Raw genomic sequence first — 11,051 nt, 5'->3', positions numbered from 1 at the left:
CCGCTCCGACAGCCGCCGCCCCACGACCGGCCCTGTGCTCTACGACCCGCCCGCGACTCCGGCAGCCGCAGGTAACGAAGCCCCGGGTTCAGTCACCGGGAACCACCGACAAGACAGCCGCACCCCGGGAAGCCCCGAGCGTTCAGTGGCCGCACGTCGCCACTGTCACGCCCGCCGCCCCAGTGCGCCCCGCACTCACCCGCCCCACGACCCCGCCGCGTGCTCAGCGGCCCGCACCCTCGCTCGGGTAGCCGGGGCCCCGTGCCGGCCGCAGCCCCGGCAACGCCCCGCACTCAGTGCTCGGCAGCACCGCTCCGACAGCCGCCGCCCCACGACCGGCCCTGTGCTCTACGACCCGCCCGCGACTCCGGCAGCCGCAGGTAACGAAGCCCCGGGTTCAGTCATCGGGAACCACCGACAAGACAGCCGCACCCCGGGAAGCCCCGAGCGTTCAGTGGCCGCACGTCGCCACTGTCATGCCCGCCGCCCCAGTGCGCCCCGCACTCACCTGCGCCGCGCCGCCGCGGCGACAGCCGCGGCACCGGCGGCCAGTCCCGGGCGGGGGCTGGACAGGACCGGGGTCGTCGTCGTGGTCAGGTGCTGGGCCGGGGCCATGGAGGCCTGGGCCAGGACGATGACATCAGTGCCGGTGAGCGCGTCGGCGGCGGCCGCGATCCGTTGCGCGTACGCCTCGGTGGCGCCGGCCGTGAAGTGGTCCCAGGCCCCGTCGACCAGCGCGGTGCGGACCGAGACGGGGCGGCGGGCCCGGTGCGCCTCCTCCTCGACGAGGTCGGCGGTGGGGCCGAGGGTGCTCTCCAGGGCGGCGAGGACGGTGACGCGCGGGCCCGCTGCCACGGCGGCGGCCGCCATCGGCCGGTCGACCCGCAGCACCGGCACCCCGGCCGCGGCGGCCTCGGCCTCCGCGACCGCGCCGATGGTGGAACAGGTGCACAGCACCGCCCGCCCCCCGGCGCTCACGGCGTGGCGGAGGGCCTGGCGCACGTCGTCGCGGACCGCCTCCGGGCCCTCCCGCCGGGCCCGCTCCAGCAACTCCTCGTCGACGAGGTGCCGCAGTTCGAGGCCCGGGTGGCCGGTGTCGCGCAGGGCGTCGAAGACCGGCACGTGCACGGGTGAGGTGTGCAGGAGGGCGAGCATCTGGAATCCAAGTCCCCGCGTGGAGTTCCCGCGGTCCGGTCCGCCGGTCTCAGAAGCGGCCGGGGTGGGCCCGCAGCCAGTCCTTGGCGGCGGCGAGCAGTTCCGGGTCGGCCGGCGGGGCCACCTCGGGGTGCCGTTCGGCCCACTTCACGACGTACGGGCACAGCGGGGCGACCGGGACGCCCTCCCGCTCGGCGACGGCGTACAGCTCCCGGGCGAGGGAGCCGGCGATGCCCTTGCCCTCGTGGGCCGGCTCGACGACGGTGTGGACCGGGACCAGGGCGCGCGCGGGCGACTCGAGGACGAAGTACTCGATGCGGCCGACCACTTCGCCGTCCCCGACGGCCTCGAGCCGGCCCGCCTCCCGGTCGTCGCGGATCTCGATGTCGGTCATGGCACGCACGCTCCTGGTCCTCGTCCCCGATCAGGCCCGAACGGCCTGCGGGCTGCGCTGCTGGTCCGACCCGGGCACCGGGGCGGTCGGGTCCGCGCCGAGTTCGACGATCCGGTTCTCGGCGTCGACGTGCACCACCCGCGGCTTCAGCTCCCGCGCCTCCGCGTCGGTGACCTGAGCGTAGCTGATGATGATCACCAGATCACCGGGGTGCACGAGATGGGCGGCGGCCCCGTTGATCCCGACGACCCCGGACCCGCGCTCACCCTGGATGACGTACGTCTCCAGGCGGGCGCCGTTGGTGACGTCCACGATGTGCACGAGCTCACCGGGCAGCAGATCGGCGGCGTCGAGCAGATCCGCGTCGATGGTCACCGATCCCACGTAGTGCAGGTCGGCCTGGGTGACGGTGGCGCGGTGGATCTTGGACTTGAGCAAAGTACGCAGCACTTTGGACTCCTAGAAGACGGCTCCCCGCCAGCTTCCTGCTGGTCAGGGGCGTTGTTCACTGTACATCGGCACGCCTCGGCCCGTGAACCGCCCAGGCCGTGCCCGCAAAGTCGCCGCGCCGTCGGTCTGTTCGCGGTGCGTCGTCATGAGTTGACCGGCGAGTCGTGGGCGATCGAGCCGCTGCAGGCCCCGCCGAGGACGGGCCGGCCGGTGCGGGACCGTCCGAAGGCGTGTTCAGGCGAACGGCACCTGCGCGGCGGGGGCGCTCCGCCGGTCCAGCGGGTGCCGCCACAGGCCCTGCGCGGCGAGCCTCGGCAGCACGCCCTCGCCGAACCAGTAGGCCTCCTCCAGGTGCGGGTAACCGGAGAGCACGAACTCGTCGATGCCGAGGGCGTGGTACTCCTTGATCCGCTCGGCGACCTCGTCGTGGCTGCCCACCAGCGCGGTGCCCGCGCCGCCGCGCACCAGGCCGATGCCCGCCCACAGGTTGGGGTGGATCTCGAGGCCGTCCCGGTTGCCGCCGCCGTGCAGGGCGAGCATGCGCCGCTGTCCCTCCGACTCGCTGCGGGCGAGCCCGGCCTGCACGGCCTGCACGGTCTGCGGGTCGAAGCCGGCGAGGAGCCGGTCGGCCTCCGCCCACGCCTGCTCGGAGGTGTCGCGTGTGATCACGTGCAGCCGGATGCCGAAGCGCAGGGTGCGGCCTTCCGCGGCGGCCAGGCCCCTCACCCAGGCGATCTTCTCGGCTACCTGGGCGGGCGGCTCGCCCCAGGTGAGGTAGACGTCGGCGTGCCGAGCGGCGACCTCCCCGGCGACGGGCGAGGACCCGCCGAAGTACACCTCCGGGACCGGATCGGGCACCCGCGCCAGCCTGGCGTCCTCGACCCGGAGATGCTCGCCGTGCAGGTCGACGGTCTTGCCCTCCCACAACTCCTTCACGATCTGCAGGAATTCGCCGGTACGGCGGTACCGGGCGTCCTTGTCGAGGAAGTCGCCGTAGGCCCGCTGCTCGTGGCTCTCGCCGCCGGTGACGACGTTCAGCAGCAGCCGTCCGCCGCTCTGCCGCTGGAAGGTGGAGGCCATCTGGGCGGCCAGCGTGGGCGAGACGAAGCCGGGGCGGAAGGCCACCAGGAACTTCAGCCGTTCGGTGTGCCGGCTGACCATCGCGGTGGTCAGCCATGCGTCCTCGCACCAGGCGCCGGTCGGGGTGAGCACGCCGACGAAGCCCAGGTCCTCGGCGGCGCCGGCGATCCGGCTGAGATGAGCGACCGTCGGCGGCCGGTCCTGTCCGGAGGCTGTGGCGGGGGTGCCGTGACCGCCGCCGACGACATGGCGGCTGTCGCCGTTGGTGGGCAGGAACCAGTGAAAGGTGAGGCTCACGCGGGGACTCCGATCGGCCGGTTGTCGATGTGCGTCACAGAAGGCGGTGGCGGGGCGGCCCGACGGCATCGCCCCCCATGGCCGCCGCGCCGGTCATCCGGTGGCCGCCAGCAGCGTCGTACGACCGTCCAGCGCGGCCGAGAACTGGTCGGTGACCTGGAGCAGAGCCTCGGCCGAGCCCGGCGCGACGGTCAGCGTGCCGTCGTCGCCCACGGTGATGTCCTTGTCGAGGGTGAACCAGCCGGGTGTGATGTGGGCGGGGCCCATGGAGGCGAGGACCGGGCGCAGGGCGTAGTCGATGGCCAGGACGTGGGCGGTGCTGCCGCCGGTGGCCAGCGGCAGGACGGTCTTGCCCACCAGCGCGTACTGCGGCAGCAGGTCCAGCAGCGCCTTCAGCAGCCCGGAGTAGGCGGCCTTGTAGACGGGTGTGCCGATCACGACGCCCTCCGCCTGCTCGAACAGGGCCGCGGCCCGGACTATCGCGGGATGGCCGAAATCGGCGTGCAGCAGGGCCTCCGGCGGGAGCGTGCGTACGTCCAGCGGAATCACCTCGTGCCCTTGGGCGGTGAGCCGCTGGTCGAGGTGGCGGAGCAGCCGTCCGGTGCGGGAGGTCGCGGAGGGGCTTCCGGATACGGACAGGATGGTGGCCATGGCAGGACCTTTCGGTTGGTCGGGGTGGACTTCCTCGGGGACACGCCTGAGCGTCAGCTCGGCGGCTGGGACGAGTGCCCCCTTCGGCGCCATTCCTCCGCGAGCAGTTCGTACGAGCGGACCCGGTCCTTGTGGTCGTGGGTGATCGTCGTGATGAGCAACTCGTCCGCGCCCGTGGCTTCCTGAAGCTGTTCCAGCTGGTCGGCAACCCGGCCCGGCGAGCCGACGAACTGGGTGTCGAGGCGGTCCTGGACGAGGGCCTGGTCCTCGTCGGTCCAGGCGCGGGCGCGGGCTTCCCGCGGCGTGGGGAACTCGATGGCGCCCTCCGCGGTACGGATGCTGCGCACCCACGGGCCGTAGCCGGTGGCCAGTTCGCGGGCGGTGGCGTCGTCGTCGGCCACGACGACGTCGGCCGAGACACTGACGTAGGGCTTGTCGAGGACCTCGGAGGGCTGGAAGTAGGCCCGGTAGCCCTCCACCGCCTCCAGGACCGTGGCGGGGCTGACGTGGTAGTTCGCCGCGAACCGCAGGCCGTTGCGGCCCGCGACGGATGCGCTCTGGCCGCCGCTGCTGCCCAGGATCCACACCTCCACGTCGGCGCCCTCTCCGGGCACGACATGCGCTTCGACGCCCTCCGGGGAGCGGTAGGTGCCGGCGAGCAGGGCGAGGATGTCGTCGATCTGCTCGGTGTAGTCCTGCGATTCGGCACCCGGCAGGAGGAGCAGCCTGCGCTGCAGAGCGACCCGGGGGGAGCCGAGCAACTGGGCGAAGGAGAAGGGGGGCGGAATCAGCAGACCGTTCGGGGCGCGGCCGTCGACGACGGGGGTCGTGGTGGGCGGCGGTGCGTCCGACTGTCCCGGGGGGCGGCCCCCGGAGCGGCCCAGGCCCAGATCGAAGCGGCCCGGGTGCAGCGCGTCGAGCAGGCCGAACTCCTCCACGGTGGACAGCGCGGTGCGGTGACCGAGCTGCACGGCCCCGGAGCCCAGCCGGATGGTGGAGGTGGCGGAGGCGGTGAGGGCCAGGACGACGGCGGGTGAGGTGCCGGCCACGCCCGGGTTGAGGTGGTGCTCGGCGAACCAGTAGCGGGCGTATCCCAGGCGCTCGGCCTGCTGCGCGAGGTCGATCGAGTTGCGCAGGGCGTCGGCCGCCGTCGAGCCGGACGGGATGGGGACCAGATCGAGGACGCCGAGGGCGATGTCAGACATGGGCGGACTCCTGGGTGAGTGGTTGCGTCGGAAGGACGGGGCCCCACGCGAACGGTGGGTCGGGGATCTCGCGGCGCAGCACGGGGGCGACGTGGGACTGGAACAGCTCGAGGGAGGCGCGATGCGCGGCGTCGGGCAGTCCCCCGGCGTCGGCGTGGAGATGGAGCACCGTGTGCCCGAACTCCTCGTGGTAGCGACGGACTTTCTCGATGACCTGCTGCGGGCTGCCGATCAGGGCGGAGCTGCGTGCGACGAAGTCCTCCAGGGTCTCGAAGACCACCGGGAGGCCCGCCTGCCTGAAGTGCGCCAGGTTGGCCTCGAAGATGGGCCGGTAGGCGGCGAGGGCCTGCTGGGAGGTCGGGGCGACGTGGACGCCGGCCGTGCCGGCACCGACCGTGATCCGCGCCGGATCGTGACCGTAGTGCTCCCAGCGTTCCCGGTAGTGGCGGATCAGCTCGGCGTACGGCTCGATGGGGTGGGTGACGTTCGCCGAGAACAGCGGGTCGCCGTAGCGGGCGGCCAGGTCGACCGACTCCTTGCTGGTGGCGCTGCCGTGCCAGACCCGGATCGGCCGCTGATACGGCCGCGGCCACACCTCGGCGTCCGTCAGCGGGGGGCGGAAACGGGTGTCGGCGGTGACCTTGTCCTGCCGCCAGATCTGCCGGAACACCTCGTAGCTCTCGGCGTTGCGGTCCCACTGGTCCTCGGGCGTGACCTGGAACAGCTCGCGCTGTGCGGTGCCGTTGCCCTTGCCGATGATCAGGTCGAGGCGCCCGTCGGAGAGGTGGTCGAGGGTGGCGTAGTCCTCGTACGCCCGGACCGGATCGAGCAGGCTGAGCGTCGTGACGGCCGTGAACAGGCGGATGCGCTTGGTCAGGGCGGCCACGTGGCTGAGTACGACGGTCGGGGACGAGGAGATGAACGGCCGCTCGTGCCGCTCCCCCACGCCGAAGCCGTCGAAGCCCAGCTCCTCGGCCAGGACCGCGTTGTCGAGCACCTCGCGGAAGCGGTCGTGGGTGGACTTCCGCACGCCGGTGACCGGGTCCGGGCGGTGTGTGATGAGGGTGATGGCGAGGAACTTCATGACGCCACCCGGTCGCCGATGGCGTCGGGGTGCGCGAGCCCCAGGTGGTGGCGGAGGGTGGGACCCTCGTACTCGGTACGGAAGACGCCCTGTTCCTGCAGGAGCGGCACGACCTTGTCGGCGAAGTCGTCGAGGCCGGTGGGGGTGATGTGCGGCACGAGGATGAAGCCGTCGCTGGCGTCGGCCTGGACGTGGTCGTTGATGGTCCTGGCGATGGTCGTCGGGGAGCCGACGAAGGTCTGCCGGTTGCCGGTGTTGATGACCAGGTCGCGGATGGACCAGTTGTTGGCGGCGGCCAGCTCGCGCCACTCACGGGCGGTGGCCAGCGGGTCGCGGTACATCCGCACCTGGGCACGGCCCTTGGAGATGTGGTTGTCGCTGACGTCCGGGTCGATGTCGGGCAGCGGCCCTTCCGGGTCGTACGAGGACAGGTCCCGGTTCCAGACGAACTCCAGGTGTTTGATGGCGGTGGCGCCGCTGACCTGCTGGCGGCGCACCTCCCTGGCGAGTTCCTCGGCCTCCGCGTCGGTGTCGGCGAGTGCGAAGGAGGCGGCGGGCAGGATCAGCAGCTGGTCATGACGGCGGCCGTACTTGGCGAGGCGGTTCTTGACGTCCGTGTAGAAGGCCTGACCGCCCTCCAGGGTGGCGTGCCGGCTGAAGATGGCGTCGGCGCTGGAGGCGGCGAACTCGCGTCCCTCCTCGGAGTCGCCGGCCTGGAAGATCACCGGGCGGCCCTGCGGGGAGCGCGGGACGTTGAACTGGCCGTGGATGTCGAAGTGCTGTCCGGTGTGGGCGAAGGAGCCGGCCTTCGCGTCGCGCAGGAAGACGCCGGTCGCCTGGTCGGCGACGATTTCGTCGCCGTGCCAGGAGTCGAAGAGCTCGTTCGCGGTGGCCAGGAACTCCTTGGCGCGGGAGTAACGCTCCTGCTGCGGCAGGAAGCCGCCGCGGCGGAAGTTCTCGCCGGTGAAGGCGTCCCAGGAGGTGACGACGTTCCAGGCGGCCCGGCCGCCGGAGAGGTGGTCCAGGCTGGTGAACTGGCGGGCCACCTCGTAGGGCTCGTTGAACGTCGAGTTGATGGTGCCGGTCAGGCCCAGGTGCTCGGTGACGGCGGCGAGCGCGGCCAGGACGGTGAAGGTGTCCGGGCGGCCGACGACGTCCAGGTCGTAGATCTTTCCGCCCTGTTCGCGCAGTCGCAGTCCCTCGGCGAGGAACAGGAAGTCGAACCTGGCGCGTTCGGCGGTGCGGGCGAAGTGGGCGAAGGAGCTGAACTCGATGTGGCTGCCGGCCTTCGGGTCGCTCCACACGGTGGTGTTGTTGACGCCGGGGAAGTGGGCGGCCAGGTGGATCTGCTTCAGCGGCTTGCTGGTCATGTAGGTGCGGGGTCCTTCCGGCTCAGGCGGCGTAGCGGTTGGCGGGGCGGGCGAGGCCCAGCAGGCCGCGCAGGGTGTCGGCTTCGTAGGCGGTGCGGAAGACACCCCGGCGCTGGAGTTCGGGGACCAGGCCGCGGGTGATGGCCGGCAGGTCGTGCCCGGCGACGGCGGGCCGCAGCCGGAACCCGCTCAGCCCTTCCGCCGCGAACTCCTGCAACAGGTCGGCGAGTTGTTCAGGGGTGCCGGCGAAGATCCGGGCGTCGCTGGTGTACGGCTCACCGGCGAGGGCGTCGAGCCGTGCTCGGCGGTCCTCCGCGGCGGTCTGCTCGTCGTCCAGGAAGACCACCAGGTCACCGAAGACGTGCAGGGGTTCACCGGCCCGCCCGGCCGCCTCCTGCTCGGCCCGGACCTCGGTGACGATCGCCCGGGCGTGCGCGGTGTCCTGCGGAGTGACGTAGCCGACGTCGGCCTGGCGGGCCACCAGCCGGTAGGGAACGGTCTGGTGGGCGAGGGCGGTGACCAGGGGCTGGCCCTGGGGCGGGCGCGGGGTGATGGAGGGCCCCTTGACGCTGAAGTGCTTGCCCTGGAAGTCGATGTAGTGCAGCTTGTCGCGGTCGATGAAGCGTCCGGTGGCGGCGTCCCGGATCTCCGCGTCGTCCTCCCAGCTGTCCCAGAGCCGGCGCACGACCTCGACGTGGTCCGCGGCCTCGTCGAAGAGGTCGGTGAGGCGTTCCTGCCCGGCCGGGCTCTGCAGTTCGCTCAGGTCGATCGGCGGGAAGGTGCGGCGGCCGAAGTGGTCGGCCTCGTGCGGCCGGGCGGAGATCTGTACCCGCAGGCCCGCGCGGCCGGTGCTGACGTAGTCGAGGGTGGCGATCGCCTTGGAGATGTGGAACGGCTCGGTGTGGGTGGCGATCACGGTGGGCACCAGGCCGATGTGCCGGGTCAGGGGTGCGATCCGGGCGGCGGTGAGTACGGCGTCCAGCCGGCCGCGGACCTGGTCGGTGCGAGCGTCGAGTTCGCCGTACTGCGAGGACTGCAGGCCGAGGCCGTCCTCGAAGGTGACGAAGTCGAGCAGGCCGCGTTCGGCCTCGGCTACCAGTTCGGCCCAGTAGCCGGCGGTGAACAGGTCCCGGGGGCGGGCGACTTGCTCGCGCCAGGAGGCGGGGTGCCAGCCGGTGCCGTCGAGGGCGACGGCGAGGTGCAGAGCAGAAGCGGGAGTTGCGGACACGAGAGTGCCTTCCTGGAGGTCCGTACGAGATCGCCGGCCCGCGGAAGTCCGGGCGCACAGCGGCTGGGGAAACGGGGTCAGGAGCTACAGAGGGAGCCGGCCACGCGCTGGAGGTCGATGTGGGGCCGGGAGTGCAGGTGGACGGCGCGCAGTACACTTGTCATGTCTCGCACCTCCGTCCACGTGGGCCGAGGACTCACCCTCGACAAGGACAACGGCACGGCTATGCCGTTTCATCCCGCGCGGCGGCCCCGGTGTGCCGGACGAGCGAGAAGACCGTGCGGCTGCGCAGGGTGAAGCCGATCGACTCGTACAGCCGGATCGCGTTCGCGTTGGCGGCCGCGGCGTGCAGGAAGGGCTGTTCCCCGCGCTCCTTGATGCCTGCGGCGACGGCACGGACCAGACGGGTGGCCAGCCCCCGGCCCCGGTGGCCGGGGTCGGTGCACACGGCGCTGATCTCCGTCCAGCCGGGCGGGTGCAGCCGCTCGCCGGCCAGGGCGATCAGCCGGCCGCGGTGGCGGATGCCGAGGTAGGTGCCCATCTCGACGGTGCGGCGCCGGTAGGGGCCGGGTTCGGTGCGGGCGATCAGGTCGAGGATCTGGGGTACGTCGTCGGGGCCGAGGCGTACGGCCTCGGGGTCGGGCTCGGCGCGCAGGGAGGTGTCCACGAGCTGGACGCCGTGTCCGAGGCTGACGACCTCCCAGCCGTCCGGCGCCTCGGTGACGCCTCGTACCGCGGCGGTGCCGCCGGGGCCGACGAGGCCGGCCAGGTCGGCCCAGGCGCGCGGGTCGTCCTCGTCGGAGAGGGCGTGGAAGGGGGCCACGTCCTGGTGGTAGCGGGCGGCGTGGCCGATGCGTTCGGCGAAGTGGGCGTGGGGTCCGGTGAGGGCGGCCCAGGCGGGGTTGTCCAGGACGTGCGAGGACGTGGCGTCGACGGTGGTGACGGACATGGTGTGGCGGTCTCCGGGTGCGGCTCGGGGTGTCCGGCACGCCGGGGACTCCACCGCGAGGCGGGTGGTGGAGTCCCCGGCATACGGTGGTCAGGAGTTGTCGAGCGGGAGTCCGGGCGGGTTGACCTCGGACTTGGCGACGGCCTCGTTGGAGAGGTTGTAGGCCTTGAGCCACTCGGCGTACTGACCGTTCTTGATCAGGTGGTTGATGGCGTCGGCGAGCGGCTTGGCCAGGCCGCTGTCCTTCTTGGCGGTGGCCGCGATCAGGCCCTGAAGGCTCGCTCCGGCGCCCGAGTAGGTGCCCGCGGTGCGGGTGGCGTTGGGCGTGTTCGCGGTCTGGCTGTTGTGGTAGGCGATGCCGGGGTTGGGGCCGAAGTACGCGTCGATCTTGCCGCCGGACAGTGCCAGGTAGACGCTGTTGCTGTCCTGGAAGTACTTGACGGTGAGCTTCTTGCCCTCCTTGGCGAGCTTCGCCTTCCACTCCAGGAGGATCTTCTCCTGGTTGGTCCCGGCGCTCACGGAGATGGTCTTGCCGGCGAGGTTCTGGTAGTCGCCGCCGAAGTTCCAGGTGCTCTTCTTCGGCACGGTGAAGGCGAGGTTGTCCTGCCGGTAGGAGGCGAACTCGTACTTCTTCTTGCGCTCTTCGGTGTCGGTGACGTTGGAGAAGGCCACGTCGACCTTGCCGCTGTCGATGCCGACGAAGAGGTTCTCCCACGTGGAGTTCTTCACCTCGGGCTTCAGGCCGAGGACCGCGGCGACCAGGCGGCCGAAGTCGGGCTCCGCGCCGGTGAGGGTCTTCTGGTCGCTGCCCACGTAGGCCAGCGGCGGGAAGCCGGCGGGCAGGGCGCCGATGCCGATCTCCAGCTTGCCGCTCTTCTTGAGGGCGGCGGGCAGTTCGGCGCTGATGGACTTGACCTCGGAGACCTTGACGGTGGTCTGCTTGGCGGCGCCGTTGGAGGCCTGACCGATGACGACCTCGCCGGACTTGGCGGCGGTGCCGGTGGTGGTGGCCGCGTCGCTGTCGCCACCGCAGGCGGCGAGCCCGGTGGCCAGGGAGGCGACGGCGGTCACCGCGGTGATGCCGCGTATCAGGCTGCGTCGGGTGAAGTGGGTGCGCATGGCCGTTCCTTGTCGCTCAGGGGCGGTGATGAGGGTGGTGGCGTGGGGGGAGGTCGCGGGGGCGGCGGG

General features: G+C 72.0%; 12 protein-coding genes and 1 pseudogene. 1 reads left to right on the top strand and 12 read right to left on the bottom strand.

The window, feature by feature from the left end:
- Positions 1-504 precede the first annotated feature (504 nt).
- From ACFQ9Z_RS10760 to panD, 3 genes are read right to left on the bottom strand one after another with little or no spacing between them, the layout of a single operon-like run.
- Positions 505-1,155, bottom strand: a complete 651-nt coding sequence (locus tag ACFQ9Z_RS10760; RefSeq protein WP_383014119.1) for an aspartate/glutamate racemase family protein — start codon at positions 1,153-1,155, stop codon at positions 505-507.
- 49 nt (positions 1,156-1,204) lie between these two features.
- Positions 1,205-1,549: a GNAT family N-acetyltransferase gene (locus tag ACFQ9Z_RS10755; RefSeq protein ID WP_383014116.1), complete on the bottom strand. Its 345-nt coding sequence runs from the start codon at positions 1,547-1,549 to the stop codon at positions 1,205-1,207.
- A gap of 30 nt (positions 1,550-1,579) precedes the next feature.
- Positions 1,580-1,999, bottom strand: a complete 420-nt coding sequence (gene panD / locus ACFQ9Z_RS10750) for an aspartate 1-decarboxylase (protein WP_383014113.1) — start codon at positions 1,997-1,999, stop codon at positions 1,580-1,582.
- Positions 2,000-2,125: 126 nt separating this feature from the next.
- On the opposite strand from panD, the pseudogene ACFQ9Z_RS10745 reads away from it, so the two are divergent.
- Positions 2,126-2,239, top strand: a pseudogene (locus tag ACFQ9Z_RS10745) (IS5/IS1182 family transposase); the annotation flags it as partial.
- Here ACFQ9Z_RS10745 and ACFQ9Z_RS10740 read toward each other — a convergent pair.
- From ACFQ9Z_RS10740 to ACFQ9Z_RS10700, 9 genes are all read right to left on the bottom strand, one after another.
- Entirely contained in the window at positions 2,234-3,376 is a 1,143-nt protein-coding gene (locus ACFQ9Z_RS10740) for an LLM class flavin-dependent oxidoreductase (RefSeq protein WP_383014110.1), read from the bottom strand. The pseudogene ACFQ9Z_RS10745 and the gene ACFQ9Z_RS10740 sit on opposite strands and share 6 nt — an antisense overlap.
- A 93-nt stretch (positions 3,377-3,469) precedes the next feature.
- Complete coding sequence (gene ssuE, locus ACFQ9Z_RS10735) at positions 3,470-4,027, bottom strand: NADPH-dependent FMN reductase (RefSeq protein WP_383014107.1); 558 nt, start codon at positions 4,025-4,027, stop codon at positions 3,470-3,472.
- 53 nt (positions 4,028-4,080) lie between these two features.
- Positions 4,081-5,232 (bottom strand): LLM class flavin-dependent oxidoreductase, encoded by a 1,152-nt coding sequence (locus ACFQ9Z_RS10730; protein WP_383014103.1) that lies wholly within the window; start codon positions 5,230-5,232, stop codon positions 4,081-4,083.
- Positions 5,225-6,316 carry an LLM class flavin-dependent oxidoreductase gene (locus ACFQ9Z_RS10725; protein ID WP_383014100.1) on the bottom strand — a complete coding sequence of 364 codons (1,092 nt, stop codon included), beginning with the start codon at positions 6,314-6,316 and terminating at the stop codon, positions 5,225-5,227. The genes ACFQ9Z_RS10730 and ACFQ9Z_RS10725 overlap by 8 nt, the downstream gene beginning before the upstream one ends.
- Complete coding sequence (locus ACFQ9Z_RS10720; RefSeq protein ID WP_383014097.1) at positions 6,313-7,686, bottom strand: NtaA/DmoA family FMN-dependent monooxygenase; 1,374 nt, start codon at positions 7,684-7,686, stop codon at positions 6,313-6,315. The genes ACFQ9Z_RS10725 and ACFQ9Z_RS10720 overlap by 4 nt, the downstream gene beginning before the upstream one ends.
- 22 nt (positions 7,687-7,708) lie before the next feature.
- Complete coding sequence (locus ACFQ9Z_RS10715; protein WP_383014094.1) at positions 7,709-8,914, bottom strand: LLM class flavin-dependent oxidoreductase; 1,206 nt, start codon at positions 8,912-8,914, stop codon at positions 7,709-7,711.
- A 77-nt stretch (positions 8,915-8,991) separates the two neighbouring features.
- Positions 8,992-9,078, bottom strand: a complete 87-nt coding sequence (locus tag ACFQ9Z_RS10710; RefSeq protein WP_383014475.1) for a putative leader peptide — start codon at positions 9,076-9,078, stop codon at positions 8,992-8,994.
- A gap of 59 nt (positions 9,079-9,137) precedes the next feature.
- On the bottom strand, positions 9,138-9,863 hold the full coding sequence (locus ACFQ9Z_RS10705) for a GNAT family N-acetyltransferase (RefSeq protein ID WP_383014091.1): 726 nt from the start codon (positions 9,861-9,863) through the stop codon (positions 9,138-9,140).
- 90 nt (positions 9,864-9,953) lie between these two features.
- Entirely contained in the window at positions 9,954-10,982 is a 1,029-nt protein-coding gene (locus ACFQ9Z_RS10700; RefSeq protein WP_383014088.1) for a transporter substrate-binding domain-containing protein, read from the bottom strand.
- Positions 10,983-11,051 lie beyond the last annotated feature (69 nt).

The sequence above is a fragment of the Streptomyces sp. NPDC056580 genome, from assembly GCF_042793175.1.
Classification (GTDB): Bacteria; Actinomycetota; Actinomycetes; order Streptomycetales; family Streptomycetaceae; genus Streptomyces.
The sequence above is the reverse complement of the archived record's forward strand: the minus strand, read 5'-3'. Positions and strand labels throughout refer to the sequence as shown.

What these genes read in the sequence shown, in the direction of transcription:
- ACFQ9Z_RS10760 (WP_383014119.1), bottom strand. Translation starts at nt 1,155, where the DNA reads ATGCTCGCCCTCCTGCACACCTCACCCGTGCACGTGCCGGTCTTCGAC.
- ACFQ9Z_RS10755 (WP_383014116.1), bottom strand. Translation starts at nt 1,549, where the DNA reads ATGACCGACATCGAGATCCGCGACGACCGGGAGGCGGGCCGGCTCGAG.
- ssuE (WP_383014107.1), bottom strand. Translation starts at nt 4,027, where the DNA reads ATGGCCACCATCCTGTCCGTATCCGGAAGCCCCTCCGCGACCTCCCGC.
- ACFQ9Z_RS10730 (WP_383014103.1), bottom strand. Translation starts at nt 5,232, where the DNA reads ATGTCTGACATCGCCCTCGGCGTCCTCGATCTGGTCCCCATCCCGTCC.
- ACFQ9Z_RS10725 (WP_383014100.1), bottom strand. Translation starts at nt 6,316, where the DNA reads ATGAAGTTCCTCGCCATCACCCTCATCACACACCGCCCGGACCCGGTC.
- ACFQ9Z_RS10720 (WP_383014097.1), bottom strand. Translation starts at nt 7,686, where the DNA reads ATGACCAGCAAGCCGCTGAAGCAGATCCACCTGGCCGCCCACTTCCCC.
- ACFQ9Z_RS10710 (WP_383014475.1), bottom strand. Translation starts at nt 9,078, where the DNA reads ATGACAAGTGTACTGCGCGCCGTCCACCTGCACTCCCGGCCCCACATC.
- ACFQ9Z_RS10705 (WP_383014091.1), bottom strand. Translation starts at nt 9,863, where the DNA reads ATGTCCGTCACCACCGTCGACGCCACGTCCTCGCACGTCCTGGACAAC.
- ACFQ9Z_RS10700 (WP_383014088.1), bottom strand. Translation starts at nt 10,982, where the DNA reads ATGCGCACCCACTTCACCCGACGCAGCCTGATACGCGGCATCACCGCG.